23 protein-coding genes and 1 pseudogene are annotated in these 26,693 nt (G+C 68.6%); 13 read left to right on the top strand and 11 right to left on the bottom strand.

Annotated features, from left to right (window positions below):
* Positions 1–28 precede the first annotated feature (28 nt).
* Positions 29–391 carry a DUF1648 domain-containing protein gene (locus ACW176_RS06955; RefSeq protein WP_419319608.1) on the bottom strand — a complete coding sequence of 121 codons (363 nt, stop codon included), beginning with the start codon at positions 389–391 and terminating at the stop codon, positions 29–31.
* Positions 391–2,367 (bottom strand): potassium transporter Kup, encoded by a 1,977-nt coding sequence (locus ACW176_RS06950; protein ID WP_492111399.1) that lies wholly within the window; start codon positions 2,365–2,367, stop codon positions 391–393. Before ACW176_RS06950 ends, ACW176_RS06955 begins: the two co-directional genes overlap by 1 nt.
* 184 nt (positions 2,368–2,551) lie before the next feature.
* Between ACW176_RS06950 and ACW176_RS06945 the strand changes: the two genes are divergently transcribed.
* Entirely contained in the window at positions 2,552–2,974 is a 423-nt protein-coding gene (locus tag ACW176_RS06945; RefSeq protein ID WP_419319606.1) for an Rrf2 family transcriptional regulator, read from the top strand.
* 88 nt (positions 2,975–3,062) lie between these two features.
* A complete protein-coding gene (locus tag ACW176_RS06940) occupies positions 3,063–3,863 on the top strand; it encodes an SDR family NAD(P)-dependent oxidoreductase (RefSeq protein ID WP_492055831.1) in 801 nt (266 codons plus the stop codon).
* Between the two features lie 204 nt (positions 3,864–4,067).
* On the opposite strand, the gene ACW176_RS06935 is transcribed toward ACW176_RS06940, so the two are convergent.
* Positions 4,068–4,763, bottom strand: a complete 696-nt coding sequence (locus ACW176_RS06935; RefSeq protein WP_492111398.1) for a MarC family protein — start codon at positions 4,761–4,763, stop codon at positions 4,068–4,070.
* A gap of 88 nt (positions 4,764–4,851) precedes the next feature.
* Here ACW176_RS06935 and pyrF point away from each other — a divergent pair, with 88 nt between their 5' ends.
* Complete coding sequence (pyrF, locus tag ACW176_RS06930) at positions 4,852–5,541, top strand: orotidine-5'-phosphate decarboxylase (RefSeq protein ID WP_492111397.1); 690 nt, start codon at positions 4,852–4,854, stop codon at positions 5,539–5,541.
* A 153-nt stretch (positions 5,542–5,694) separates the two neighbouring features.
* Here pyrF and ggt read toward each other — a convergent pair whose 3' ends face one another.
* Positions 5,695–7,392, bottom strand: coding sequence for a gamma-glutamyltransferase (gene ggt, locus ACW176_RS06925; protein WP_492111396.1), 1,698 nt, complete (start codon positions 7,390–7,392; stop codon positions 5,695–5,697).
* 306 nt (positions 7,393–7,698) lie between these two features.
* Positions 7,699–7,914, bottom strand: coding sequence for a DUF1674 domain-containing protein (locus ACW176_RS06920; RefSeq protein ID WP_419319600.1), 216 nt, complete (start codon positions 7,912–7,914; stop codon positions 7,699–7,701).
* 79 nt (positions 7,915–7,993) lie between these two features.
* Between ACW176_RS06920 and ACW176_RS06915 the strand changes: the two genes are divergently transcribed.
* The 7 genes from ACW176_RS06915 to ACW176_RS06885 all read left to right on the top strand — a co-directional run bounded on the left by ACW176_RS06915 (position 7,994) and on the right by ACW176_RS06885 (position 16,676).
* The gene (locus ACW176_RS06915) at positions 7,994–9,277 is read left to right on the top strand and encodes an RsmB/NOP family class I SAM-dependent RNA methyltransferase (protein ID WP_492111395.1); all 1,284 of its coding nucleotides are present in this window, start codon (positions 7,994–7,996) and stop codon (positions 9,275–9,277) included.
* Between the two features lie 61 nt (positions 9,278–9,338).
* The gene (gene rpe / locus ACW176_RS06910) at positions 9,339–10,001 is read left to right on the top strand and encodes a ribulose-phosphate 3-epimerase (protein ID WP_492111394.1); all 663 of its coding nucleotides are present in this window, start codon (positions 9,339–9,341) and stop codon (positions 9,999–10,001) included.
* Between the two features lie 8 nt (positions 10,002–10,009).
* Positions 10,010–11,731, top strand: coding sequence for a heparinase II/III family protein (locus tag ACW176_RS06905; RefSeq protein ID WP_492111393.1), 1,722 nt, complete (start codon positions 10,010–10,012; stop codon positions 11,729–11,731).
* A 112-nt stretch (positions 11,732–11,843) separates the two neighbouring features.
* Positions 11,844–13,793 (top strand): PAS domain-containing protein, encoded by a 1,950-nt coding sequence (locus tag ACW176_RS06900; RefSeq protein WP_492111392.1) that lies wholly within the window; start codon positions 11,844–11,846, stop codon positions 13,791–13,793.
* A 142-nt stretch (positions 13,794–13,935) separates the two neighbouring features.
* Entirely contained in the window at positions 13,936–14,706 is a 771-nt protein-coding gene (locus ACW176_RS06895) for a sulfite exporter TauE/SafE family protein (RefSeq protein WP_492111391.1), read from the top strand.
* Between the two features lie 70 nt (positions 14,707–14,776).
* Complete coding sequence (trhA, locus tag ACW176_RS06890; protein ID WP_492111390.1) at positions 14,777–15,436, top strand: PAQR family membrane homeostasis protein TrhA; 660 nt, start codon at positions 14,777–14,779, stop codon at positions 15,434–15,436.
* Positions 15,437–15,443: 7 nt separating this feature from the next.
* Positions 15,444–16,676 carry a patatin-like phospholipase family protein gene (locus tag ACW176_RS06885; protein ID WP_419319589.1) on the top strand — a complete coding sequence of 411 codons (1,233 nt, stop codon included), beginning with the start codon at positions 15,444–15,446 and terminating at the stop codon, positions 16,674–16,676.
* Between the two features lie 13 nt (positions 16,677–16,689).
* Here ACW176_RS06885 and ACW176_RS06880 read toward each other — a convergent pair whose 3' ends face one another.
* The 6 genes from ACW176_RS06880 to ACW176_RS06855 all read right to left on the bottom strand — a co-directional run bounded on the left by ACW176_RS06880 (position 16,690) and on the right by ACW176_RS06855 (position 24,248).
* Positions 16,690–17,010, bottom strand: a complete 321-nt coding sequence (locus ACW176_RS06880; protein ID WP_492111389.1) for a hypothetical protein — start codon at positions 17,008–17,010, stop codon at positions 16,690–16,692.
* Between the two features lie 72 nt (positions 17,011–17,082).
* Positions 17,083–17,964 (bottom strand): lipid A-modifier LpxR family protein, encoded by an 882-nt coding sequence (locus ACW176_RS06875; protein ID WP_492111388.1) that lies wholly within the window; start codon positions 17,962–17,964, stop codon positions 17,083–17,085.
* A 309-nt stretch (positions 17,965–18,273) separates the two neighbouring features.
* On the bottom strand, positions 18,274–20,154 hold the full coding sequence (locus ACW176_RS06870) for a ribonucleoside-diphosphate reductase subunit alpha (protein ID WP_419319586.1): 1,881 nt from the start codon (positions 20,152–20,154) through the stop codon (positions 18,274–18,276).
* Positions 20,155–20,592: 438 nt separating this feature from the next.
* Complete coding sequence (locus tag ACW176_RS06865; protein ID WP_492111387.1) at positions 20,593–21,804, bottom strand: OmpA family protein; 1,212 nt, start codon at positions 21,802–21,804, stop codon at positions 20,593–20,595.
* 357 nt (positions 21,805–22,161) lie between these two features.
* On the bottom strand, positions 22,162–23,967 hold the full coding sequence (locus ACW176_RS06860; protein ID WP_492111386.1) for a cation:proton antiporter domain-containing protein: 1,806 nt from the start codon (positions 23,965–23,967) through the stop codon (positions 22,162–22,164).
* Between the two features lie 20 nt (positions 23,968–23,987).
* A complete protein-coding gene (locus ACW176_RS06855) occupies positions 23,988–24,248 on the bottom strand; it encodes a helix-turn-helix transcriptional regulator (protein WP_419319583.1) in 261 nt (86 codons plus the stop codon).
* Positions 24,249–24,319: 71 nt separating this feature from the next.
* Between ACW176_RS06855 and ybaL the strand changes: the two genes are divergently transcribed.
* The 3 genes and pseudogenes from ybaL (at position 24,320) to ACW176_RS06840 (ending at position 26,664) form a co-directional block, all read left to right on the top strand.
* Entirely contained in the window at positions 24,320–25,984 is a 1,665-nt protein-coding gene (gene ybaL, locus ACW176_RS06850) for a YbaL family putative K(+) efflux transporter (protein WP_492111385.1), read from the top strand.
* 20 nt (positions 25,985–26,004) lie between these two features.
* A pseudogene (locus ACW176_RS06845) lies at positions 26,005–26,141 on the top strand (hypothetical protein); the annotation flags it as partial.
* 127 nt (positions 26,142–26,268) lie between these two features.
* Positions 26,269–26,664: a DUF2946 family protein gene (locus ACW176_RS06840; RefSeq protein WP_492111384.1), complete on the top strand. Its 396-nt coding sequence runs from the start codon at positions 26,269–26,271 to the stop codon at positions 26,662–26,664.
* Positions 26,665–26,693 lie beyond the last annotated feature (29 nt).

Raw genomic sequence — 26,693 nt, 5'->3', positions numbered from 1 at the left:
ACGGGTCAAGTCCTAATGGGGCCAGGCCCTAAAGCCGATCCTCACCCTGCAGCGTGCGGATAACCGCGCGCAGGTGCGCCAGCTGGGCCATGGCCAGAATCGCGGCCAGAGAGGCGCGCACGCAAAGCAGCATCACCGCTTCCAGTCCCTGGGCGCGGAAGGTCGCCCCCGACAGGGTGAAAGCGAAGATGATCGCCATGGCCGCTGCCGGAATCCACAGCAGTCCCAGGGCCCTGGGGGCCCGCCAGGTGGGCTGGCCGTCGCGGCCCCAGTGCATGGGAATGGTCACATCCTTGGGGATGCGCTTCCAGGCCTGCAGGGCGGTCGAGGCGATGATGGCAAGGGCGGCGATCGACAGGCCATCACCGATGACGCGCAGCGCCGTACTCATCAGACCGTCACCTGCGCGCCCAGTTCGACCACGCGGCCCGGCGGGATCTTGAAGAAGTCGGTCGGGTTGGCGGCGTTGCGCATCAGGAAGATGTACAGCCGGTCCTGCCACAGCGGCATGCCGCTGTTGGCCGACGGCACGATCGAGCGGCGACCCAGGAAGAAGCTGGTGGCCATGATGTCGAACTTCAGCCCCTGCTTGCGGCACACGGCCAGGGCCTTGGGCAGGTTGGGGCTTTCCATGAAGCCATAGGTGATGACGACCTTCTTGAAGTCGTCATTGACCTTCTCGATCTTGACCCGGTCGTCGTCGGCGATGCGCGGCGTGTCGCCGGTGCGCACGGTCAGGATGACATTGCGCTCGTGCAGCACCTTGTTGTGCTTGAGATTGTGCATCAGGGCGACGGGCGTCATGTCCGGGTCGGAGGTCAGGAAGATCGCCGTACCGGGGGCGCGGTGGGGCGCGCGGGCCCGCAGGATCTCCATCAGGTCGGCCAGGGGCACGCTGTCGCGGCGGGTCTTGGCGGTCAGGATCTGCGAGCCGCGCACCCAGGTGGCCATGATCAGGAACAGCACCGCGCCGATCAGCACCGGCAGCCAGCCGCCCGAGAAGAAGCGCAGGGCGTTGGCGGTCAGGAACACGACGTCGAGGGTCAGGAAGGGCACCAGGAAGCACAGGGCCTGCGGCAGGCTCCACTTCCACAGGCGGCGCATGACGATGAAGGCCATGCAGGTGGTCACGATCATCGTGCCGGTCACGGCCAGGCCGTAGGCGTGGGCCAGGGCCGACGAGGTCTGGAAGGTGAACATGATCGCCAGCACGCCAAACAGCAGCATGGTGTTCAGCTGCGGCACGAAGATCTGGCCCGACTGGGTTTCCGATGTGCGGCGCACGTCCAGACGCGGCAGCAGGCCCAGCTGGATCGCCTGCTGGGTCAAGGAGAAGGCGCCGGTGATCACGGCCTGGCTGGCGATGACGGTGGCCGCGCCGGCCAGCAGCACCAGCGGCAGGCGGAACACGGCCGGGGCCATTTCGAAGAACCAGTTCAGCTCCGGCATCGGCTGCCCTGCAGCCTCTGCGGCATTCAGGGTGGTGAGGGCGAAGGCGCCCTGACCCAGATAGTTCATGGTCAGGCAGGGCAGGACGAAGAACAGCCAGGCCGCCTGGATCGGCCAGCGGCCGAAATGGCCCATGTCGGCGGTCAGGGCCTCGACGCCGGTGACGGTCAGGAACACCGCGCCCAGCACGATGAAGCCGGTCAGGCCGTGCTCGGCCAGAAAGCCGACGGCATAGTGCGGGCTGATCGCCATCAGCACGCCGGGGTTCTGGGCCAGATTGACTGCGCCCAGCAGGAACATCACGCCAAACCATAAGGCGCAGACCGGTCCAAACAGCTTGCCCACCGAGGCGGTGCCCCGGCTCTGGATGAAGAACAGGCCCAGCAGCATGACCGTGGCGATCAGCAGCACCACCTGGTTGTTGACGCTGTTTTCCAGCGCCGGAATGGTTCTCAGGCCCTCGACCGCCGACAGCACCGACATGGCCGGGGTGATCAGGGCGTCGCCATAGAACAGGGCCGCGCCGGCCACGCCCAGGGCGAACACCAGCATGGTGCGCTTGCCCATGGCGTGCTGGGCCAGGGCCATCAGCGACAGCACCCCGCCCTCGCCCTTGTTGTCGGCCTTCATGATGAAGATGACATATTTGATCGTCACGACCAGGATCAGCGCCCAAAGGGCCAGCGACACCACGCCATAGATCTCGGACCGGGTGACGCCGTCATGGGCGGCCGCGTGCAGGGCTTCCTTGAAGGCGTACAGCGGACTGGTGCCGATATCGCCGAACACGATCCCGACCGAGCCCAGGGCGAGCGCAAAGAAGCCATGGCCCTTCGCGTCGGGTCCGTGTTGGTGCGGAATGTCGGAAGGGACGGGCGCGCAATCCGGGGTCGGGTCGCTGGAGGCTTCGGAAGCCATTCAATGTCTCCGGACGTCCCCTCTCGCAAAATGCGAGCGGCGGGCCCATATCGATCAAGCGCGGCGCGATACACCCAATCTGATCCGGGTTCAATCGCGACGCTGCGTTGGCGCTAGCAGGCAAATCGGTCGGCGGCGAGTTTTTGATTGAACGCGCGCATATCGTCCTTAGGTTTCCGCAGAGATGTCCGACAGCCAAAAGTTTCCCGTGGCGGCTCACGCCCTCGCCTATCTGGCGCACAAGCAGGCGTTTTCGCCTGACCGTGCCGTCGCGAGCGTCGAGCTGGCCGCCTCGGTGCCGACCAATCCCGTCGTTGTGCGGCGGGTGACCGCCATGCTGGGCAAGGCCGGTCTGATCGGGGCCCGGGCCGGGGCCAATGGCGGGGCGTGGCTGCTGCGGCCGCCCGAAGAGATCACGCTCGACCTGGTGCTGCGGGCCGTCAATGGCTGCGCCCACCTCGGCGTCGCCCCTCCGGGCGTCAAGGGCTGCCCGGTCGGCGAAAAGATCCCCGACGCCGTCCGCGCCGCCATCACCGCCGCCGACACCGCCGCCCACGACCGCCTGGCCCAGATCACCGTCGCGGACCTGCTGGCGGCGGCGCACTAGAACGTCCCGCCCCTTCGGTTCTCTTGAACCAAATCGGCTGCCGTGCTGGTCTCCAGCGTCGTTTCGCTTTCATATCGGATACCGCTTCATGGCCCGCCGCCTTGCTCTGATCACCGGCGCCTCAGCCGGCATCGGGGCCGCATTCGCCCGCATCCTGGCCAGCCATGGCTATGACGTGGCCGTGACCGCGCGCCGCGCAGACCGTCTGGAAGCCCTGGCCGCCGAGATCCGCCTGCGCTTCGGCGTCGAGGCCTATGCCATCCCGGCCGACCTGGCCGACCCGGCCGGAGTCGACGCCGTGCTGGCCGGGGTCGAGGCCCAGGGCCGCGTCGTCGATGTGCTGGTCAACAATGCCGGCTATGGCCTGCCCGGAACCTACGCGACCACCAGCTGGGCCGATCAGGGCAAGTTCCTGCAGGTGATGCTGACCTCGGTCTGCGCGCTGACCCACAAGGTGCTGCCGGGCATGGTCGAGCGACGGTTCGGCCGCATCGTCAACGTCGCGTCTCTGGCCGGGCTCGTCCCGGGCGCGGCCGGCCACACCCTGTATGCGGCGACCAAGGGCTTCCTGGTCAAGTTCTCCCAGAGCCTGCACCTGGAGAACCTGTCGACCGGCGTGCATGTCAGCGCCCTGTGCCCGGGCTTCACCTATTCGGAATTCCACGACGTCAACGGCACCCGCGCCCAGGTCAGCCAGTCCCTGCCCGAATGGCTGTGGCTGGGCGCCGACGAGGTGGCCGCCTCGGGCTACGAAGCCGTCGAGGCCAACCGCCCGGTCTGCGTGCCTGGCGCGCCCAACAAGACCATCGCGGCCATCGCCAAGATCCTGCCCGATGACTGGGCTTTGGCCCTGATGGCCAACCAGGGTGGGCGGTTCAGGAAGGTCTAGGCGGCTCTGCATTGATCGGAGCCTCACTTTTCCCAAACACTCACCGTCATTCCCGCCCTTGTGGCGGGAAACCCTCGGTCCGCCGCAGGTGCGGGAGGGGCGAAGTGCGCGCGCACTTCGCTTGCGCCTCACGTGTCAGCTGAAACAGGGGTTCCCGCCACAAGGGCGGGAATGACGGCGCTTTTTGGGGCGAACGGATCCTGCCTATTTCGCTTCCGCGTAAGGCGCCTTCGCATCCTGCCGCACCAGACCGCGCGTGGCGTCGCCCACCCCGATCAGCACGAACTGCACCGCCAGGGCGCACAGGATCAGGCCCAACACCCGCACCACGATGCTCATGCCGATCCGGCCCAGCATCCTGCTGATCAGGGGCGAGGCCCAGAAGGTCAGAACCGTCACCACCGACACCGCCGCGATCACGCTAACCCCCAGGGCCATGCCCGCCGCGCCAAATTTCTTGGCCTCGGCGGCATAGATGATCACCGTCGAGATCGAGCCCGGCCCGATCAGCAGCGGCATGGCGAACGGCACGACCAGACGCTCGAAGCTCTTGCGAGCATAGACCCGCGTCGACTGGCCCTCGATGCCCTCGGCCGCGTCGGCGAACATGGTGGTGAAGTCGTCGCGCACCATGTCCAGGCCCAGGATGAACAGGATGATCCCCCCCGCGATCCGGAAGGCCGGCATGGAGATGCCGAAGAAGGCCAGCAGGCCCACCCCGGTGAAATAGAAGAAGACCAGGAAGGCCACCATGAACAGGCCGATATAGACGGCCACCATCCGGCGGCCGGCGGCGGCCGCGCCCAGGGTGGCGGCGGCGAACAGCGGCACATTGCCGATCGGGTCGATCAGGGCGAACAGGGCGACGAAGAAGTTGACGGCAAGTGTGGCCTCGGTCATTCGACGTCCTTACCTTTCAATGCGCCAGAAGCTTCGCCCTCGTTCCTAGGGCGGTCGGGCACGCGCGCCAACCCCTTGGGGCAAGACCATGACCGCAGACCCGCGCCTGATCATCCCGCTGGACCTGCCCACCGTCGACGAGGCCCGCGCCATGGTCGAGCGGCTGGGCGACAGCGTCAGCTTCTACAAGATCGGGCTGGAGCTGCTGGCGACCGGCGGCATGGGCCTGGCCGCCGAGCTCAAGAAGGATGGCAAGCAGGTCTTCCTCGACTGGAAACTGCACGATATCGGCGCCACCGTCGAGCGCTCGGCCCGGGTCCTGGCGCAAGCCGGCTGTGATTTGCTGACCGTCCACGCCGAACCGCAGGTGATGCGCTCGGCCGTGCTGGCGCGGGGTTCGTCGGACCTGAAGATCCTGGCGGTGACCGTGCTGACCAGCCTGACCGACGCCGACCTCAGCGAGATGGGTTACGCGTTTGGGGCTCGGGATCTGGTCGAGCGCCGCATCCGCCAGGCCATCGACTGCGGCGTCGACGGCGTGGTCTCCAGCCCGCACGAGGCGGCTCTCGCCCGCGAAATCGCCGGCCCCAACTTCTTGGTGGTGACGCCCGGCGTGCGCCCCTTCTGGTCGGCCAAGAACGACCAGGCCCGCGCCGCCACCCCCGAAGCCGCCCTGCGCGCCGGGGCCAGTCACCTGGTCTGCGGCCGCCCGATCACGGCGGCCAACGACCCGCGTGAGGCGGCGCTGAAGGTGATCGCCGAGATGGCGGGGGTTTGATCAATAGATGCTCCCCCTCCGGGGGAGCTGTCGCGGAGCGACTGAGGGGGCCGCGCCGGCGGAGGTCCGCTTGGCGCGATCTGGATTAGCGCCGCGCTGCCCCCTCCGGCCCTCCGGGCCACCTCCCCCAGAGGGGGAGGATCTGTCGCCTGCCTACTTCACCACCATCGCCACGCCCCGCGCCCGGGGATCGGCGACCGGAACCGGCGTCCCGTCCACCACCTGAATCGCCTCGATGTCGCCGTTGTAGTCCTGCATCTCGATCACATAACCCCGCGCCGTCAGCGCCGCCTTGAGCTCATCCGACGGCGGGGCGTAGGGCTCGAAGAAGATCGTGTTGTCGGGCAGCAGCTGGTGGTGGAAACGCTGGGCCTTCTGGGCATCTGCCAGCGACAGGCCGTGATCATAGACATCGGCCAGCACCTGGAACACCGAAGTGAAGATCCGCGAGCCGCCCGGCGTGCCGATCACCATGGCGACCTTGCCGTCCTTGGTCAGGATGGTCGGGGTCATCGACGACAGCGGCCGCTTGCCCGGGGCGATGGCGTTGGCCGAGCCTCCCACCACGCCGAACATGTTGGGCGCGCCGGGCTTGGCCGAAAAATCGTCCATCTCGTCATTGAGCAGGAAGCCCGCCCCCTCGACCACCACGCCTGAACCGAACCAGCCGTTCAGCGTGTAGGTGTTGGAGACGGCGTTGCCCCAGCGGTCGACGATCGAGAAGTGCGTCGTCTGCGGCTTCTCCAGCCCCGGAACCACCGCCTTGGTCGGCGAGGGCCTGTCCGGATCGATCTGCGCGGCGCGCTTGGCCACATAGGCCGGGGCGATCAAGGCCGCGACAGGGACCTTCACGAAGTCCGGATCGCCCAGATATTCGGCCCGGTCGGCGAAGACCCGCTTTTCGATCTCCGAGACCAGATGGACGTATTGCGGACTGTTCAGCGGCGCGTCCGCAAACAGCCTGGCCGCGTCCTGCTTCATCAGCAGCAGTTGCATCAGGGCGATGCCGCCCGAGCTGGGCGGCGGAGCGGTGATCACGCCATAGCCGCGCCAGTCGGCCTGCAGGGGCTGGCGCCACACGGCCTTGTAGCGGGCCAGGTCAGCCTTGGTGATCAGACCTTTGACCGGGCCGCGCGCCATCTGGGCGACGATCAGGTCAGCGGTCTGGCCCTCGTAGAAGCCCTTGTCGCCGCCCTTGGCGATGCGCTCCAAGGTGTCGGCCAGGGCCGGCTGGCGGAAAAGCTCGCCGGCCTTCAGGCCGCCGAAGTGCGCCTCGAAATTGGTGGCCACGAACGGCGCGCGGCTGCCGTCCAGGATGCCGATCAGCTGCGGCGTGACCAGGAAGCCGTCACGGGCATAGCGGATCGACGGCGCCAGAACCTTGGCCCAGGGCAGCCTGCCGAACCGCTTGTGGGCCATGGCCATGCCGCGCACCGTGCCGGGGGTGCCCGCCGACAGATTGCCATATTGGCTGAGCTCGGCCACCGGCTCGCCGTCCGCGCCCAGGAACATGTCGGCCTTCGCGGCGGCGGGGGCCGTCTCGCGGTAGTCGAGGAAATAGGGCTTGCCGTCGACCAGCAGGGTCATGAACCCGCCGCCGCCCAGGTTGCCGGCCTCGGGATAGGTCACCGCCAGGGCAAAGGCCGTGGCTACCGCCGCATCAACCGCGTTGCCGCCGGCTTTCAGGACCTCTTCGGCCGCCAGCGCGCCGTAGCTATCCGGCGAGGCGACCGCGCCGGCAGTGAGGGTGACTTGCGGCTTGGCGGCCTTGGGACCGGCCATCGCCGGCTGGGCGATCAGCAGCAGGACGGCGGCGAGGCCCATCGAAACTCGGGCGAACAGACGCGACACGATGGCGGCCTCCTGGGGCGGAAAGCGCCGACGTTAGCCGATCCCGGCGGCGCTTGAAGCCTTGGCGACCAAAGACGCCGCGAATTTCGGCTGGGGCAGCACGGGATGGAGCACATCCCCACCATCAACCGTCATTCCCGCCCTTGTGGCGGGAACCTCTGTTTCAGCTGACACGTGAAGCGCTAGCGAAGTGCGCGCGCACTTCGCCCCTCCCGCACTTGCGGCGGCACGAGGGGTTCACGCCACAAGGGCGGGAATGACGATGCTTTTTCTGGTCGTGGCTTGTCCGTCGCCTTCGCCCGGCCCTCAGAAATCCACCGCCACGCCCTTGCGCTCCCAGTCGCCGAAGCGCGTCGGCTCGGGGCCGTCGCGGCCGCCCTGCTCGTCGGCCAGGACCACCGCTTGCGCGGCGGCGCGGCGGGCGGCGGCTTCTTCCAGGGCGCGCAAGGCGGCGGGGGCCAGTTCCTTGTCGGGCGCGGCCCCCAGGGCCTCTGGAATCAGGGTGTTTTCGATCTCGGACATGGCGGTTTCATAGCATGAAGCCTGCGCCAAATCATCCAAGGCCCTTGCGCTCCGCCGCGCCACAAGGCACGGCGGGTCGGTGAACCAAGAACTCAATGACGGCCTCCCCGCCCGGGAAGCCGCGCTTACCCTCATCGACGCGGCCCTGTCGCGTCGCGGCGGCATCGACGAAGCCGCGTCCGCCCACGGCTTCCGCTTCCTGGAGCCGCGTGAGCGCGCCTTCGCCCGCGCCCTGGCCATGGCCGCCCTGCGCCGCCTGGGGCCCATCGACCGCGCCCTGTCGGCCAAGCTGCAGAGGGAGCCGCCGCCGCGCGTGCGCAACCTGCTGCGCCTGGGCGTGGTCCAGGCCTTCTATCTGGAGGTGCCGGCCTTCGCCGCCGTCGCCACCACTGTTGAAATGGCCGGAATCAACAAGACCAGCCGGCCGTTCAAGGGCCTGGTCAACGCCGTGCTGCGCGGACTGCTGCGCGATGGTCCGCCGTCCGATGATCCTGAACACCTGGCGCCGCCTTGGCTGATCTCGCGCTGGAGCAGCGCCTGGGGTCCCGAGACCGCGCGTCTGGTCGCTTCGGAAATTGCCAACGAGCCGGCCACCGACCTGTCGCTGAAGGATCCCGCCCTCGCCGAATCGTGGGCTGAACGCCTCGAGGGCGAGGTGCTGCCCGGCGGAACCTTGCGTCTGGCCCGAAAAGGCGACGTCGCCTCTTGGCCGGGCTTCGAGGAAGGCGGCTGGTGGGTGCAGGACGCCGCCGCCGCCATCCCTGCCCGCCTTTTGAACGTCAAGCCCGGCGAGACCGCTGTCGACCTGTGCGCCGCGCCCGGCGGCAAGAGCCTGCAACTGGCCGCCGGCGGCGCGATCGTCACCGCCGTCGACCGCTCGGCCGCCCGGCTGGAGCGCCTGACCGACAATTTCCGGCGCATGGCCCTGACCGCCGAGGTCGTGGTCGCCGACGCCGGGTCGTGGGATGACCCGCGCACCTTCGACGCCGTGCTGCTGGACGCCCCCTGCTCGGCCACCGGCACCTTCCGCCGCCATCCCGACGTGCTGTGGGCCGCCCGTCCCGGCGACGTGGCCAGCCTGGCCGCCGTCCAGGCCCGCCTGCTGGACGCCGCCGCCGACAAGACCAAGCCCGGCGGTCGCCTGGTCTATTGCGTCTGCTCGCTGGAGCCTGAAGAGGGCGAGGCCCAGGTCGAGGCCTTCCTCGCCCGCCGGCCCGACATGCGCCTGGACCCCATCGCTTCGGGCGAAGCCGGCGCGCCGACCGCCAGCCTGACCGCGCGGGGCACGCTGCGCCTGTTGCCGCATCAGCTGGACGGCGGCCAGGACGGCTTTTTCGCGGCGCGATTCGTTCGGCAGGGCTAAGAGCGGCGGCGCGACAACGCGCTTGCTTGTCCCACGCCGCGACCCCGGTTAAGCCAAGGACATGACCGCCGCACCGCTCATCGCCCCGTCCATCCTCGCCTCCGACTTCGCCAAGCTGGGCGCGGAGGTCGCCGCCATCGAGGCGGCCGGCGCCGACTGGGTGCATGTCGACGTGATGGACGGCCATTTCGTGCCCAACATCACCCTGGGTCCCGACATCGTCAAAGCGATCCGGCCGCACGCCAAGATCCCGTTCGACGTCCACCTGATGATCAGCCCGGCCGATCCGTATCTGGAGGCGTTCCGCGCCGCCGGGGCGGACATCATCAGCATCCACCCCGAAGCCGGGCCGCACCTGCACCGCTCGCTGAAACGCATCCGCGAACTGGGGGCCAAGGCCGGGGTGGTGTTCAACCCCTCGACCTCGATCGACCATGTGGAGTGGATCCTGGAAGACGTCGACCTGCTGCTGGTCATGTCGGTGAATCCGGGCTTTGGCGGCCAGAGCTTCATTCCCGGCCAGCTGCGCAAGGTGGAAGCCCTGCGCAGGATGGTCGACAAGGCCGGCCTCGACATCATCATCGAGGTCGACGGGGGCGTCACCCCGGCCACCGCCCCGCAGTGTGTCGCCGCCGGCGCCACGGCCCTGGTGGCCGGCTCGGCGGTGTTCAAGGGCGGTCCCGGCGCCTATGCCGACAATATCCGCGCGCTGAAAGGCGGCTGATCGCCCTGATGGTGGCCGAACGCTTCGCTCGCGGCTTAGCCAAACTCCCGGCGCTTCCGCGCGGCGGTGTGCTGACGCGGGCGATCGGCGCCAATATCAAGAGCCATGTCGAGCGCGAGTGGTTCGGCTCGCCGCCGCACCGGCTGCTGATCTCCCTGCCCCGGCCGCGCGGCCTGGCGGCCCATCCCCACGATCCCCGCACGGTCGATCCCGAACATGGCCGCAAGATCCTGGCCGGGGTCATGACCCTGTCGGGCGGCGCCCTGCGGCTGGGCGAAGTGGGCGATCCCTTCGACACCCCCAGCCCGACGCGCCGCTTCGCCTTGGCCCTGCACCGGTTCGACTGGCTGCCCGACCTGATCAGCGCGGGCGGGGCGCGCCGCGCCCTGGGCCTGCTGGATGACTGGCGCCGCGTGTTTGGGCGCTGGAACGCCTTTTCCTGGAGCGGCGAGTGCCTGGAGCGGCGGGTGTTCCACCTGGCCTGCGCCGCCCGCGCCATGGCCGCCGAAGGCTCCGACGCCGAGATCGCCGACCTGTCGATGGACCTGGCCCGCCAGGCCCGCCAGCTGTTCAAGGCCTCCGACGCTCCCGAACGGGCGCTGGAGCGGGCCGTGACCGCCACGATCGCCGGCTGCGTACTGTCCGACAAGCCCGGCGACCGCCTGATCGACCAGGGGCTGAAGATCATCGCCCACGAGATCGACCGCATCGTGCTGGGCGACGGCGGCCACGCAAGCCGCTCGCCCGAGGCGGGGCTGGAACTGCTGTTCGACCTGCTGACCCTGGACGACGCCCTGGGCCAGCGCGGGCGCCCCTCGCCCGAAGCGGTCACGCGCGCCATCGATCGCCTGGCCTCGGCGGCGCGGTTCTTCACCCTGGCCGACGGCCAGCTGGCGGCCTTCCACGGCGGCGAGGCCGTGGCCGGCGCGCGCATCGCCGCGGCCCTGGCCCATGACGACGCCGGCCCGCGCCCGCCGCACTCGGCCGTCCACAGCGGCTATGAGCGCATGCAGGGCGCCAGCATCCAGGTGATGGCTGACGCCGGGATCCCGGCCATCGGCCCCTTGAGCCGCGCCGCCTGCGCCCAGCCCGCCGCCGTCGAGATCGTCTGCGGCAAGGACCGGCTGATCACCTCGTGCGGCTGGAGCCCCGAAGCCGGCGGCGCCCACGCCTTTCGCCTGTCCGATGCCGCCTCGACCCTGTCGGTGGGTGACGGCTCGGCCGGCCGGCCGCTGTCGGGCTTCCGCGCCCACGCCCTGGGCCCGTGGCTGGTCGACGGCGCCACGACCGTCGAGGTCAAGCGCCACGACGCCGACAACGGCGTCTGGCTGGATATCCAGCATGACGGCTGGAGGCGCCTTGGCCTGTCGCACGCCCGCCGCCTGTTCCTGGATATCGCCGCCGACGAACTGCGCGGCGAGGACAGCCTGATCCCCCTCGTTCCCGGCGACGCCCTGGGCCCGCGCCGCTACCTGCCCTTCACCGCCCGCTTCCACCTGCACCCCGACGCCCGCGCCTCGATCGCCCGCGACGGCAAGAGCGTGCTGATTCGCGGCCCATCCAATGTCGGCTGGTGGCTGAGGAACGACGCGGTCGACGTGGAGATCGCCGCCTCGGCCCACTTCGACCACGGCCAGGCGCGCAAGGCCGGCCAGATCGTGCTCAAGAGCCAGGTGCGGCCGGAAGTCGGGGCGAAGATCCGCTGGAAACTGACCCGGGCCGAGGGCTAGCCCCCGCGCCACACGGGACAAATTGCCGCAGCCCTTGGGTTGGCGAACGGCGTTCAGCCGCTCTAAACCCTTGATGCTCAACGTGAACATCGTGCGCGCAATGTGAGGCTTCATGATCGCTGGTAACCTGGACCAGGCCTCCGCCGTGGAGGCCAGCTTGCAGGCCGCGCTCGATGTCATGCCGGAAGGCTTCGTGGTCTTCGACGCCGAAGACCGCTGCGTGTTTTGGAACGCGCGCTATGCCCGCCTCTGGGCCAGGTGGGGCGTCACCCTGACGGCGGGGGCGCGCTTCGAGGACCTGCTGCGCGCGGGCCTGGCCGCCGGTCGCTACCCCGAGGCGGCGGCCGACAGCGAGGCCTGGCTGGCCGACCAGCTTGAGCGCCGCAAGCTGGATGATGCCGACAATATCCTCGAAGAGTCCGGCGAGCATCTGCGGTTCGAAAACCGGCGTACGCCCGCCGGCGGTCTGGCCACCACCTGCATCAACATCACCGATCTGCGCCAGCGGGAGGCTGAGGCCCTGGCCGCCCAGGGCTTCCTCGACACCGTGATCGAGAACACGCCCGCCATGCTGTTCGTCAAGGACGGGGAAACGGGCCAGTTCCTGCTGGTCAACAGGGCCGCCGAACAGCAGCTGGGCGTGCCGCGCGCCGACCTTCTGGGCAAGAGCGACCACGACTTCTTCCCCAAGGAACAGGCCGACTATTTCGCCACTATCGACCGGCAGGTCATCGCGAGCGGCAAGCTGATCACCATCGACGAAGAGCCGCTCGACACGCCGCACAATGGCCGCCGCTGGCTGCAGACCCGCAAGATCGCCATTCCAGGGGCGGATGGCCGCCACCACCTGCTGGTGATCTGCGAGGACATCACCGAACGCAAGGCCGGCGCTGCGGCCCTGGCGGAGGCGCTGCAGAAGGCCGAGGCCGGCAGCATCGCCAAGAGCGAGTTCCTGGCCAATATGAGCCACGAGATCCGCACGCCCCTGAACGGCGTGGTCGGCATGGCCGAGGTGCTCAGCCGCACCGCCCTGGACGAGGCCCAGCGCGGAATGATGGAGGTCATCCTCAACTCCGGGCGCACGCTGAACATCCTGCTCAGCGATATACTCGACCTGTCAAAGATCGAGGCGGGGGGCCTTGAGCTCTCGGAGGAACCGCTGAACCTGCGCGAGGCGATCACCGCTGCAGTCGCCGTGTTCAGGGCCGTGGCGGAGGACAAGGGCCTGAACTTCCAGCTGACCTTTGCCGACGATTTCCGCGATCACGTCGTGGGCGACGCCCTGCGGGTTCGCCAGGTGATCGCCAACCTGACCAGCAACGCCGTCAAGTTCACCAGCGCGGGCGCGGTGAAGGTCCTGGCGCACACCCAGGTCCGGGCCGGGGGGCAGATCGACCTGACGGTCTGCGTCGAGGACACCGGCGAGGGCTTCGACGCCGCGACCGGCGACCGCCTGTTCGAGCGCTTCCAGCAGGCTGACGGCTCGGTGACCCGCAAGGTCGGCGGCACGGGGTTGGGCCTGCCGATCGCCCGGCGCCTGGCGCGGTTGATGGGCGGCGACATCGCCTGCGCCGCCCAGCCCGGCATCGGCGCCAGCTTCACCTTCCAGGCCGTGGTCTCAGCGGGTCACGCCAGGGACATCTCGCCCATGGCGGCCGCCTCGACCGAATGGACGCAGGACCGCCGCCTGCGGGTTCTGCTGGCCGAGGACCACCCCACCAACCAGAAGGTGATCGTCATGATGCTGGCCGACGCGGCCGACGTCACGGTCGCCGTCGATGGCCGGGCCGCCATCGAGGCCTTCGATCGCGAGGCCTATGACGTGGTGCTGATGGACACCCAGATGCCGGTTCTGGACGGCCTGGCCGCCATCACCCAGATCCGCGCCCGGGAACGCGCGCGCAACGTCAAACGCACGCCGATCATCTCCCTGACCGCCAACGCCATGCCGCATCAGGTCAAGGCCTGCCTGGACGCCGGCGCCGATCTGCATCTGGCCAAGCCGATCAGCATCCAGGGCCTGTTCACCGGCCTCGCCACCGCCATGGAGACGGCCTCCTAGATCGCGGCGTGGCGGGTCAGGCGAAACACCGCCTCGACCGCCGGATCCACCGCCCACCCTCTGCGCCCGTCGCAGGGCAAGAGCGCCGCAGGCGCGGAGCGGCCAGTGGCCCGGCCGGACTCCAGCTGCTAAGGCAAAATCCATGCTGACCGATCCGTTCTTTTACGCTGTCGCCATCCCGGCCGTGATCCTGCTGGGCCTGGCCAAGGGCGGGTTTGCGGGGATCGGGGTGGTGGCCACGCCGCTGCTGGCCCTGGCCATCTCTCCGGTGCTGGCCGCGGCCATCCTGCTGCCGATCCTGATCGTGCAGGACGTCGTCAGCGTCTGGGCGTTCCGCAAGACCTGGGACAGCGGCCTGCTGAAGCTGATGCTGCCGGCCGCCGCTGTCGGCATCTTTCTGGGCTGGGCGCTGGCGGCCTTCGTCTCGCCGGCGGCGGTCGAGCTGGCGGTGGGGCTGATCTCGATCGTCTTCGCCCTGCAACGGCTGTGGGCCGAGCGGGCGGTCAAGGTCGCCGCGCAGGTGGGCGCCACAGCCGGCCGGCCCTGGCTGGGGGCCCTGTGCGGCCTGACGGCGGGCTTCACCAGCCAGATCGCCCATGCCGGCGGGCCGCCGTTCCAGATCTATGTGCTGCCGCGCCGCCTGCCGCGCGACGCCTTCATCGGCACCAGCGCCATCTTCTTCGCCGTGGTCAACTGGATGAAGGTTCCGGCCTATATCGCCCTGGGCCAGCTCACGCCCAAGGTGCTGGCCACCGCCGGCGTGCTGCTGCCGCTGGCCATCGCCTCGACCTGGGCTGGGGTGTGGCTGGTGCGGCGGGTGCCTGCGGAGGGTTTCTATCGCTTGATCTATGTCCTTTTGGTCGCGGTCGGCGGAAAGCTGGTCTTCGATGGAGCCACCGCTCTGCTTTCCTGACGACCGTCCGCCCTATCGGCGCCATGATGGTCGTCGTTCTTACGTCACTCGCTGCGGTTAGACTGGGACCATGACCGAGATCACCACCCATTATCCGACCGCCGGCGCCAAGTGTGCGGACCTGATTGTCCATCTGGCCGGCCTGGCCTGCGCCCTGTTGGGCGGCGGCATCCTGCTGGGCCTGGCCTTCGGCATAGGCGACCTGAAACAGGTGGCGGCGGTGTCGATCTATACGGTCGGCCTGATCCTGATGCTGTCGCTGTCGACGGCCTACAACTTCGCCAAGGCCCGCTGGCGGCCCTTGCTGCGGCGTTTCGACCATGCCGGCATCTTCGTGATGATCGCCGCCTCCTACACCCCCTTCACCACCCAGAACCTGACCGGCTGGTGGGCGATCGGCATGACCACGGCGGTGTGGACCGTCGCCACGGTTGGTGTGCTGGCCAAGCTGCTGCTGCCGGGCCTGGACAAGCGCTTCTGGGTCGGACTGTACCTGGCCCTGGGCTGGCTGGTGCTGGTGGCCATCAAGCCGATGATCGACGGCCTGTCCTGGCCGGCCCTGCTGCTGCTGGCCATCGGCGGCATCGTCTATTCGACCGGCACGATCTTCTATCTGATGCGCCGTCTGAAGTTCCGCCGCGCCATCTGGCATGGCCATGTCGTCGGCGGGGCCGGACTGCACTATGCCGCCGTGCTGGTCGGCGTGGTTCTGACCGGCTCGCACGCGTGAGGCCGGCTTGAGTCGGAGGCCGGAGACCAAGACCACCGTACAGAGCCTGTTTGCCGACTGGTGGACGGGCGACCCCCTGCGGGGCAAGCGCCTGGCGACCCCGCCGGCCGACCAGCTGGCCGAGATCGTCGACTTTCCCGGCGTGCGCCTGACGGCGGATCAGGCCGACCAGGCCCTGAACGCCGTCGCCGACCGCCTGACCCCGACCCGCTCGCTGCTGGGTCGCGCCGACTTCAACATCCTGGCCCTGTCGGGCGGCGCCTCCGGCGGCGCCTATGGGGCGGGTGTGCTGACAGGCCTGTCCAAGGCCGGCGCGCGACCCGAATTCGCCATTGTCACCGGGGTCAGCACCGGGGCCCTGATCGCGCCCCTGGCCTTTCTGGGCTCGGCCTGGGACGAGCGCCTGACCGACTCCTATGTCGGCGGGTACGCGGCCGATCTGCTCAGCATCAAGGGGTTCGCCGGCGGCCTGGGAGCCGGCCTGTTCAAGGGCGAGGGCCTGGAGGCGCTGGTCTGGCCGTTCATCGACGAGGTGGTGGTCGAGGCTGTGGCCCGCGAGCACGCCCGGGGCCGTCGCCTGCTGATCGCCACCACCAATCTCGACAACCAGAAGGCCGTCATCTGGGACATGGGCGCGATCGCCAGCCGCGGCGGCGAGGCCGCCCTGCAGCTGTTTCGCGACGTCATGCTGGCCTCGGCCTCGGTGCCGGGCCTGTTCCCGGCCAAGCTGTTTACGGTCGAGGCGGGTGGCGAGCGCTATCAGGAAATGCATGTCGATGGCGGTGTCGCCGCGCCGCTGTTCCTGATGCCCGACGCCCTGCTCCATTGGCGCAGCCTGGGTCAGCGCCTAAGGCGCGGCAGGGTCTATGTGATCGTCAACACGGTGCTGGACCCCTCGCCACGCTCGACCCCGGCCGGGGTGGCCTCGATCATGGTGCGCGGCTTCGAGACCATGCTGCGGTTTTCCTATCGCCAAGCGCTCAGCCTGGCCGCCGGCTTCTGCGCGCGCCACAACCTGCCGCTCAGCGTCGCCTCGATCCCGTCCAGCTTCGACAACCTGAACATGCTGAAGTTCGACACCGCGACCATGCGCGCCATCTTCGATGAGGCCGAGCGCCTGGCCATGGCCGGCAGCGTCTGGGCCAGCCCCTCGCCCGAGCCCACCGGCTGGCGGGGCCTGTTCCGGCGTCAGCCCGCCCGGGCCGACATCGACCCCGGCCCGACCGACGTTCTGGAATAACCGACCCGGCGGCTCAGGCCTTTTTCAGATGGCGGGCGCGCAGCTTGTCCACATTGGGCGGATCGCTGCGGAAGTCGGACGCAAGGCCCAGGCGGGCATTGCACGACGGGCAGCGGACGGAGTCTTCGTCGGCGAGGTCGGGCGAGGGATCAAAACGGGCGCCGCACGGCTTGCATTTCCAGTCGCCCACGGCCGGAGGCGGCGGGGGCGGAGGTTCGGGCATGACCGGGCGCGCCGGGCGGACGATGCGCTCCAGCGGTTTTGGGCCTCCGGGCGCGGCGACGCCGCTCTTGAGGCTCAGGATCTTGCGGCGCGGGGGCTCGCTGTCGGTCATGTCGTCAGACGGTTCGTGGACGGGATCGGCGCTAGCTGCATGATCGCGGCCCGAAACTCAAGCGCAGAGGCCCTACCAGTGCGGTTTCAGGCTGAAAGACAGGGCCACCATCGAGTCCTTCTGGGTCGCCATGCCCATGATGACGTCCTTGGCCTTCATCTCGCGACGAATATAGCCGACCGACGCCTGCATCGGGCCCTTGCGCCAGGCCACACCGGCCTGGGCGTCGCCGATCAGCTTGCTGTTGACGTCCGAGCTCATGCCGGCCCGGCTCCAGTCGCCGTTCTGGCCGCGCAGCATGTTCAGGCCCACGGCTCGGCCGCTGGCGGCGGCGAACACATACCAGCGCCCGCGTGGGCCAAAGGCCTCGTTACCGTCGCGCAGACCCAGGGAGTCGCTGACCCGGTCTTCGACATTCTTGCCCAGGCGCACCGTGGCGCCGGCCTCGGCCGAACCGCCCGCGTCGCCAAAGCCAAAGCCGGCATGGGGCGAGAAATCCAGGGCGTACTTGCCGGCCGCCAGCTTGACGGCCGAGGGCCAGCCACGTGTCAGGGTCACGTCGATGTTTTCAGCGTCGAAGGCCTGGGCGTCGGGGCGGACCAGGCTCAAAGGCGCGATGGCGGCGTTGCGGGCCACAGCGGCGACCGAGACGCGCACCGAATCCACTGCGCCGCCGTCCGTCTGGCCGACCACGAAGGCGTCCGAGCGCCAGCTCACCGGTCCTCGGCCGTCATAATAGCGGTCGGCGTCCAGCAGGCGCACATCCCCGAAGGTCGCGGCGGGCGAGAGCGCGAACTGCCCCTCGACGCGGGCCTGGTGCGACTCGACCTCGCGCGGCGCGAAGCCAACGGCGGCCGTGTCGGTCGGCTGGACATCCTTGAGGCTCAGCTTCAGGGGCTCGGCCGTCGACGCGTTCAGCTGGAAACCGAGGGCGGCGGCCCTGTCGGACGCCAAGACCGTCTTTGAGGGCTTGGATGGAGGGGCCTTGGAGGCCTTCGGCGCGGCGAGGGCGACGGATAAGGGCGACCCCGTCATGACCAGGGTCATGACCGTCAGGCAGAGCGCGGAACGTCCCGTTTCCCTGATCCGCACGGCGGATTCCCCAATCCCAATTGACGTGAGCCTATCCCGTAATTCGCGACTGTCCAGCGTGACGAAAGCCCGCAGGGTTAACAGCGTGACCCCCAAAGGGTTCCCAAAACGCAAACGGCGGCGAGGGTTTTGCCCTCGCCGCCGCTTAACCATCTTGCAGATTTATCCCGCCTATTGGCAGGCGAGGCATTCCTCGTAGTCCGTCTTCTCGGCGATATCGAAACCGCCGGTCGGCTCGACCGCGAATTCGGAACCGGCATAGGAGGCGCGCTGCACCGACTTGGAGCGCAGATAATACAGCGACTTCACGCCGCGCTCCCAGGCCTGCCAGTGCAGCATGTGCAGGTCCCACTTGTCGACATCGCCCGGCAGGAAGATGTTGACCGACTGGCTCTGGCAGATTTCCGGCGTGCGATCGGCGGCCAATTCGACCACCCAGCGCTGATCCAGTTCAAAGGCGGTCTTGTAGACGTCCTTGTCGTCCTGGCTCAGGAAGTCCAGGTGCTGGACCGAGCCCTCGTTCTCCAGGATCGTGCCCCACACCGCGTCGGTGTTGTGACCCTTCTCGTCGAGCAGCTTTTCCAGATAGGGGTTCTTGACCGCGAACGAGCCCGACAGGGTCTTGTGCGTATAGATATTGGCCGGGATCGGCTCGATGCCCGCCGAGGTGCCGCCGCAGATGATCGAGATCGAGGCGGTCGGGGCGATGGCCAGCTTGTGCGAGAAACGCTCCATCGAGCCACGATCGGCGGCGTCGGGGCACGGGCCCTTCTCCTGGCCGATGGTGATCGACGCCTTGTCGGCCTCGCGGCGCAGGTGCTTAAACATCCGCATGTTCCAGCTCTTGGCCAGGGCGCTTTCGAACGGCACGTTCTGGCTCTGCAGGAAGCTGTGGAAGCCCATCAGGCCCAGGCCCACCGAACGCTCGCGCATGGCGGCGTAGGCGGCGGTGGCGGCGGCGTCCGGCGCGCGGTCGATGAAGTCCTGCAGGACGTTGTCGAGGAAGCGCATGATGTCCTCGATGAACATCGGCTGGTCGCGCCACTCCATGAAGGTCTCGGCATTGACCGACGACAGGCAGCAGACGGCCGTGCGGTCATTGCCCAGGTGGTCGACGCCGGTGTGCAGCATGATCTCGCTGCACAGGTTGGACTGCCGCACGCTCAGGCCCAGCTCGCGCTGGTGCTGGGGCATGGCCCGGTTCACGGTGTCGGAGAAGATCAGGTAGGGCTCGCCGGTCTGCAGGCGCAGCTCCAGCACCTTCTGCCACAGAGAGCGGGCGTCGACCTCGCGCAGCACTTCATTGGTCTTGGGCGAGCGCAGGCCAAACTTCAGGCCGTCGCGGACCGCGTGCATGAACTCGTCGCTGATCGAGATGCCGTGATGCAGGTTCAGGGACTTGCGGTTGAAGTCGCCCGACGCCTTGCGGATTTCCAGGAACTCTTCGATTTCCGGGTGGTGGATGTCCAGGTAGACGGCCGCCGAACCGCGGCGCAGCGAGCCCTGGCTGATCGCCAGGGTCAGGCTGTCCATCACGCGGATGAAGGGGATGATGCCGCTGGTCTGGCCCTGGCCCTTGACCTTCTCGCCGATCGACCGGACGCCGCCCCAATAGGTGCCGATGCCGCCGCCATTGGCCGCCAGCCAGACGTTCTCGTTCCAGACGCTGAGGATACCGTCCAGGCTGTCGGAAACCGAGTTCAGGAAGCAGCTGATCGGCAGGCCGCGCTCGGCGCCGCCATTGCTGAGCACCGGGGTCGAGGGCATGAACCACAGCTGGCTCATATAGTCATAGACGCGCTGGGCGTGGTCGGCGTCGTCAGCGAAAGCCGTCGACACGCGAGCGAACATGTCCTGATAGGATTCGCCCGGCAGCAGATAGCGATCTTCCAGGGTGGTCTTGCCAAAATCGGTCAGCAGGGCGTCGCGCGAGCGATCGACCTGAACCTTGCGCACCAGCGCCAATTTCGGACGCTCGGAAACCCGCATACCCTCGGTGCGACCCTGGGGGAGCGCAGTCATCTTCGCCGCTTCACTGCCGTTCATGACCAAAATCCATAATCAATCAGCGTGTTCCGGAGAAGGAAACGCCCCGCCCAGCCGCTACATCTTGTGGCCGAGGAGCCCCCTCAGCCCACATATGGGGCCACAGTGGCTAATGACTCGTCAACGCCCCGGCGGCGAGTTTTTCGTTAACAAGCTGTGAACGGCTCCAACTTAGCGGGCAGGATCAAGGGGTTGCCAGCGCCAACTTTTTTCAGCTGCGACAGACGGTCACAAGTCGGGTCAAGCGATCCGCCCCCGGACTTCGACATCCGCCCACAGCTTGGCCCATAGGCGGCTTCAGGCGGTCACGCGCGGGGCCCTGAGGGCGGTCGGCGGGGTCTGACCCGCCCGTATCCGCCGCAGTCCTGCTGGAAGGCATACAGCGCAAAAGAAAAGGGCCCGGCGTCGCCGCCAGGCCCTTCCCAGATCAAGTTGATCTAGATCTTAGAAGTTGATCGAGATCGTGGAACGGCGGTTCAGCGGTTCCTTCACACCATCGCCCGTGGCGACGGCGGGGGCGCTTTCGCCCTTCCAGTCGACGGCCAGGGAGTCCTGGGCGACGCCCAGACCAACCAGGGCGTCAGCAACGGCCTTTGCACGACGCTCCGACAGGCGGGCGTTGTACTTCGGCGAGCCCGAGGTGTCGGTGTGACCGACGACCACCAGCTTCGTCGCCTTGCCGGCGTTGGCGTAGTTCGCAGCTTCCGAAACCACCGACTGGGCTTCCGGCGTCAGCACGTACTGATCGAACGGGAAGTAGACGATGAACTCGCGAGCCTCATACGCCGGCGGAGGCGGCGGGGGAGGCGGCGGGGGCGGAGGCGGGGGCGGCGGGGGGGGAGGCGGCGGCGGGGGCGGCGGGGGCGGCGGGGCCGGCGGGGCGGCGAAGGAGTAGCGGAGACCGACGGTCACCGATTGGTCCTTGTACTGGCCACCGAAAGTGCCCGGCTGCAGAGCGCCTGCGGAACCCGTCGACAGCCACTCAGTGTCGTAGCCGGCGAGATAGCGATAGGTGACGTCGATCTTCAGCTTGTCGGTTGCCTTGATCGAGGCGCCGGCCAGAGCCTGCCAGGCGATCGACGTGTCGTCGTCGTCAACGCTGAGGTTCTGGATGGAAGGGTTGCTGGCCGAGATCGTGCCGGGGACGCCGCTGAACTGGCCCAGGGCCTTCACGTCAACGCGATTGAGGCCGAGGCCAGCGCCGACGAAGGGGTTGATCCAGGCGTCCGGGGCGAAGTCGTACAGAACGTTCGCCATCAGGGTCCAGGAGTCGATCGAGCCGTCCGGCGAGCCGCACGTCGGAGCGGCCGCAGTGCGGATCACGCCGGGGGTGCAGAGGCCACGGGGCTGCTGGCGAACGGCGTTGCCGCGAACCGAGGTCAGATCGCCGGGGCGATAGCCGCCTTCGAGTTCAGCGCGCCAGTTCGGGGTGAACTGGTAGCCGAGACGAACGAAGCCGGTCCAATCCTTATCGGCGGCCCACTGCCAGTGATAGTTGGCGTTGTCCGGAGCCCGCAGGCTGGACTCGGTGCCGATGGCGGTCGGGAAGTGGTAGCCCAGGTCGACCGCGCCGTACCAGCCGGTCTCTTGAGCGGAGACGCTCGACGCGGCGCAAACCGCAGCCAGAGCGACTCCCGCCAGGAGTTTGAATTTCATATCAAGAGCCCTCTATTGCCCTGCTCCGGCCGAAAACGACCGAGCATCGTTATACCAAGGCGAACGTCCCGGGAAAGTGTCAGCAAAGCCACACTCGTCAGGTTTCGCTGACCTGGATATGCGCTCCAGGAAGCCAAACAAGACCGCCCCACAAAATCAACTTCCGAGCGTATCGTCTGAAATCTTCCGCTGGGAGCGCCAGTGTGTTGGTTCGCACGTGAAACCGGGTCGCGCAAGGGCTTGGTGCATGAAAAGGTGGCGCTTTGTCGCAGTATGGCCACACCCATGCTGTTCTTCGCGCGCCACGGGAAGATTCGGCCAGGCACGACCCGCGGCGCCCACCGGGGCCAGGCGCCGCTATCGCAGCGACGCGTCCCTCAGCCGCCGGCGACGACCGCCCAGGGCGTCGGGACGGTTCAGCGCCTTGCGATATTCATCGCGGCGCTCGTGGATCGAGGCGATGACCAGGCCCATCGGCACGCCGATATCGACCAGCACCGCCTCGGACAGCTGCAGGCTGGCCTCGATGGTCTCGGGCACGGCGTCGGTGGCGCCCAGCTCATAGAGGCGCGCGGCATGCCGCGCGTCGCGGGCGCGGGCGACGATGGTCAGGTCAGGCCGCGCGCTGCGCGCGGCGGCGACCACCGCCTCTGCGGCTTCCGGCGCGTCCATGGTCACGACCACCGCGCGGGCGGTGGCCAGCCCGCAACGCTCAAGGAGCTCCAGTCGAGCGGCGTCGCCGTAATAGATGCGGCTGCCATCGCGCCGCCCCTGCTCCACCAGCCGGGCGTCGCGCTCGACGGCGATCCAGGGCAGGTCGTGGCGGCCCAGCATCTCGCCGACCAGCTTGCCGACCCGGCCATAGCCGATCACCAGCACCTGGCCGGACGGCTCGGGACCGACCCGATCGGGCTCATCGGCCTGGCCCTGGCCAAGGGGCGCTTCGGACGTCCTGGCGATGGCGGCCTTGCGACCCAGGTGCGCGCCCAGGGCGGCCAGGGCCGGGATCAGGAACATGGTCAGGGTGGCCGAAACCAGCACCGCCTGGCCCACCGCGCGCGGCACGACCTGCGCGCCCATGGCGTTGTCGAGAATGACGAAGGCGAACTCGCCGCCCGCCGCCAGGATCAGGGCCGCCTCGGCAGAGGCCTTGGTCCCCAGCTTCATGGCCAAGCCCAGGCCGAACACCATGGCCGCCTTGACCACCAGAAGGCCGATGGCGACGCCCAGGATCAGCGCGGGCTTGGCGACCAGCAGCGACAGGTCCAGGCGAATGCCCAGCGACACGAAGAACAGGCTCAGCAGCAGGCCCTTGAACGGCTCGATCTTGACCTCGACCTCGTGGCGATACTCGGTCTCGGCCAGCAGCACCCCGGCCACGAAGGCGCCCAGGGCCATCGACAGGCCCGACAGGGCGCTGACCATGCCGGCGCCGATGATCACCAGCAGGCAGGCGGCCATGAACATCTCTTCGCTCTTGGCCTTGGCGACGGACTTGAGCATCGGCCGCAGGAACAGGCGCCCCGCCAGGACGATGGCCGCCAGGCCCGCAGCGGCCGGGGCCAAGGCCAGCAGGTCCTTGAGCGCAAAGGCGCCGTCGCCGCGTCCCAGAATGGTCAGGGTGATCAGGATCGGGGCGACGGCCAGGTCCTGGAACAGCAACACCGAGAAGGTCGCCCGTCCGCCGTCGGAATGCAGCCTGCGCCGCTCGGCCAGCACCGGCACGGCGATGGCGGTGGACGACAGGGTCAGGGCGGCCCCGATCACCAGGGCCGCGACAGGCGGCTGGCCCAGGGCCATGGCCGCCAGGCCAAGGGCGACCGAGCAGCCGATCATCTGGGCCGCGCCCAGGCCAAACACCAGCTTGCGCATCAGGCGCAGCCGCTCCCACGACAGCTCCAACCCGATCATGAACAGAAGGAAGACGACACCGAACTCGGCCAGCTGGGCGATTTCGTCGGGATTGTCGACGGTGACGTAGTCGAGCCACGGGGCGACATGAATGAAGCGTCCAAGCCCGTAGGGCCCCAGGATCACGCCCGCCAGCAGGAAGCCCAGGATCGGATTGATCTTCAGCCGCTTGAAGATCGGCGCGACGACGCCTGCGGTGGCCAGGAACAGGACCAGGTCCTTGTAGTCCGCTGGTGAAACCTCGTGCTGCACGCGCGCTCCTCTTTCTCCGCCTAGCTTGCCAGTTTCAGCCTGACGCCCGCCCCGGCGTCTCCCGGTGCGCTGCCCGGCGCGATCAGCATGACCCCACCCGCCTCGAAAGCCACGATCAGAAGGCGTTCGGTGCTATGGTGCAACGCATGACGCTCGGTTTCGAAGTCCTTGACCGTGCTGCGCGACACCCCCGCCCGATCGGCGAGCTCGCCTTGCGACCAGCTGAGCAGGCCGCGAGCGCCCCGACACTGGGCCGGCAGGAGAATTTTTGCGTGTGGCATCTGGCAGATCCGGGGCCCGTCACCCATATTGGTTGAATACGACCGAAAATGTTGACCGTCAAGGAGAGCCTTTGCACCATACCTCGCTGATCGTCACCATCGTCGCGGGTCTGGGGCTGGCCTTCGTATTCGGCGCCCTCGCCAATCGGCTGAAGCTGCCGGTGCTGGTCGGCTATCTGGTGGCCGGCGTGATGGTCGGGCCGTTCACGCCCGGCTATGTCGCCGATCAGGAGCTGGCGCCGCAGCTGGCCGAGATCGGCGTGATCCTGCTGATGTTCGGCGTGGGGCTGCATTTCTCGCTCAAAGACCTGATGGCGGTGCGCAAGATCGCCATCCCCGGCGCCATCGTTCAGATCGCCGCCGCCACGGTGATGGGCCTGGGCCTGGCGCTCGCCCTGGGCTGGACCGTCGGAGCGGGGATCGTCTTTGGCCTGGCCCTGTCGGTCGCCTCGACCGTGGTGCTGCTGCGGGCCCTGCAGGAGCGGCGGCTGGTCGAGACCGGGCGCGGCAAGATCGCCGTCGGCTGGCTGATCGTCGAGGACCTGGCCATGGTGCTGGCCCTGGTGCTGCTGCCCGCCCTCTCCGGAATGCTGGGCGGTGAGGCCGCCGCCCCCGGTCCCGGCGGCGTGGCCGGCGCCTTCGCCATGACCATCGGCAAGGTCGTGGCCTTCGTCGCCTTCATGCTGATCATCGGCCGCCGCGTGATCCCGTGGATCCTGCACCGCGTCGCCCATACCGGCTCGCGGGAGCTGTTCCGTCTGGGCGTGCTGGCCATGGCGCTGGGCGTCGCCTTCGGCTCGGCGGCGCTGTTTGGCGTGTCGTTCGCCCTGGGGGCCTTCTTCGCCGGCATGATCATGGCCGAGAGCGAGCTTTCCCAGCAGGCCGCCAACGAGACCCTGCCCCTGCGCGACGCCTTCGCGGTGCTGTTCTTCGTCTCGATCGGCATGCTGTTCGACCCGATGGTGCTGATCCGTGAGCCGCTGGCCGTTCTGGCCACCCTGGCGATCATCGTGGTGGGCAAGTCGATCGCCGCCCTGATCATCGTGCTCGCCTTCCGCCGACCGATGAGCACGGCCCTGACGATCTCGGTCAGCCTGGCCCAGATCGGCGAGTTCTCGTTCATCCTGGCGGGGCTGGGCGTGTCGCTGAAGCTGCTGCCGGAAGCGGGCCGCGACCTGATCCTGGCCGGCGCCATCCTGTCGATCCTGGTCAATCCGTTGCTGTTCGTGATCCTCGACCGCTTCCTGCCCCGGATGCTCGCCCGCGAGCGCGAGGCGGCCGGCGAGCCGCCGCTGGTCGCCGCGGCCCGGGCTCACGCCCTGCTGGTCGGCTATGGCCGGGTCGGCAAGCGGGTGGCCGAGGGCCTGAAGGGCCGCACGCCGCTGGTGGTGATCGAGGCCGACCCCGAACGCGCCGCCGAACTGCGCGCCGCCGGCTTCGAGGTGGTCAACGGCAATGCGGTGCTGCCCGAGGTGCTGCTGAAGGCCGGCCTCGCCAGAGCCACCCACCTGTTCGTCGCCGTGCCCAGCCCGTTCGAAGCCGCCCGGATCATCGAACAGGCCCGCGCCGCCAACCCCAAGGCCGAGATCATAGCCCGGGCCTATACCGACGCCGATGTCGAGCTGCTGAAAAGCATGGGCGCCAGCCACGCCCTGGTCGGCGAGGACGAGATCGCCAAGGGGATGCTGGCGCGGGCGCCGAAGAAGAAGCCGGTGGTGGCGGCGGGTGGGCATTAGCCCCGCCTTCCCGCCCCCTCCTGCCGTCATTCCCGCCCTTGTGGCGGGAACCTCTCTGTCCGCCGAAGGTGCGAGGGGGGCGAAGTGCGCGCGCACTTCGCTGGCGCTTCACGTGTCAGCCGAAACAGGGGTTCCCGCCACAAGGGCGGGAATGACGGTGAGGCGTCGCGATGGCGAAGCCCGCCTCCCAACGACGCCAAAGCGCCCTTAAGTAGCCGTGCGCCACCACCTCGCCACAGCCCCCGATTGACCCGCTCGCCCCCAAGCCCTAGTCACCCGTCGCAATGACCGCCCGTCGCGCCAGATCCGGCCCTGCCCTGCTCGTCGCCCTGCTGGCGGCGCTCGCGGTGCTGGCCCAGACCCTGGTTCCGGCCGTCGCCATGGCCCGCTCGACCAGCGCGGGCGAGGCGATCATCATCTGTACGGCCGAGGGCGCCAAGCTGGTCAGGGTGGGCGGCGAGGAGCCGGCTCCCAGCAAGATCTTCGGCGGCTTCAAGTGCGGCCAGTGCGTGGCCGCCAGCCTGGCCGCCATCACCCCCGACCCCGCCGCCACCATCGCGCCCGTGCGCTATGCCGTCCGCCTGGAAGTCGCCGTCGTGCGCAGCCTGGGCGTTCGCGGCCATGCCCGCGCGCCGCCCCGTCCGCCCGGACAAGGGCCACCCGCCAACCTGAACGCCTGACCCAAAGCCTGCGCTGCGGCTGACGCCGC

This window comes from Caulobacter sp. FV1ye13L, assembly GCF_058681155.1.
This window is presented reverse-complemented; position numbering and strand designations above follow the sequence as displayed.

Excerpts from the sequence above, each read along its gene's own strand:
- ACW176_RS06955 (WP_419319608.1), bottom strand. The coding sequence starts at position 391 with ATGAGTACGGCGCTGCGCGTCATCGGTGATGGCCTGTCGATCGCCGCC.
- ACW176_RS06950 (WP_492111399.1), bottom strand. The coding sequence starts at position 2,367 with ATGGCTTCCGAAGCCTCCAGCGACCCGACCCCGGATTGCGCGCCCGTC.
- ACW176_RS06945 (WP_419319606.1), top strand. The coding sequence starts at position 2,552 with ATGTCCGACAGCCAAAAGTTTCCCGTGGCGGCTCACGCCCTCGCCTAT.
- ACW176_RS06940 (WP_492055831.1), top strand. The coding sequence starts at position 3,063 with ATGGCCCGCCGCCTTGCTCTGATCACCGGCGCCTCAGCCGGCATCGGG.
- ACW176_RS06935 (WP_492111398.1), bottom strand. The coding sequence starts at position 4,763 with ATGACCGAGGCCACACTTGCCGTCAACTTCTTCGTCGCCCTGTTCGCC.
- pyrF (WP_492111397.1), top strand. The coding sequence starts at position 4,852 with ATGACCGCAGACCCGCGCCTGATCATCCCGCTGGACCTGCCCACCGTC.
- ACW176_RS06920 (WP_419319600.1), bottom strand. The coding sequence starts at position 7,914 with ATGTCCGAGATCGAAAACACCCTGATTCCAGAGGCCCTGGGGGCCGCG.
- rpe (WP_492111394.1), top strand. The coding sequence starts at position 9,339 with ATGACCGCCGCACCGCTCATCGCCCCGTCCATCCTCGCCTCCGACTTC.
- ACW176_RS06905 (WP_492111393.1), top strand. The coding sequence starts at position 10,010 with ATGGTGGCCGAACGCTTCGCTCGCGGCTTAGCCAAACTCCCGGCGCTT.
- ACW176_RS06900 (WP_492111392.1), top strand. The coding sequence starts at position 11,844 with ATGATCGCTGGTAACCTGGACCAGGCCTCCGCCGTGGAGGCCAGCTTG.
- ACW176_RS06895 (WP_492111391.1), top strand. The coding sequence starts at position 13,936 with ATGCTGACCGATCCGTTCTTTTACGCTGTCGCCATCCCGGCCGTGATC.
- trhA (WP_492111390.1), top strand. The coding sequence starts at position 14,777 with ATGACCGAGATCACCACCCATTATCCGACCGCCGGCGCCAAGTGTGCG.
- ACW176_RS06880 (WP_492111389.1), bottom strand. The coding sequence starts at position 17,010 with ATGACCGACAGCGAGCCCCCGCGCCGCAAGATCCTGAGCCTCAAGAGC.
- ACW176_RS06865 (WP_492111387.1), bottom strand. The coding sequence starts at position 21,804 with ATGAAATTCAAACTCCTGGCGGGAGTCGCTCTGGCTGCGGTTTGCGCC.
- ACW176_RS06855 (WP_419319583.1), bottom strand. The coding sequence starts at position 24,248 with ATGCCACACGCAAAAATTCTCCTGCCGGCCCAGTGTCGGGGCGCTCGC.
- ACW176_RS06840 (WP_492111384.1), top strand. The coding sequence starts at position 26,269 with ATGACCGCCCGTCGCGCCAGATCCGGCCCTGCCCTGCTCGTCGCCCTG.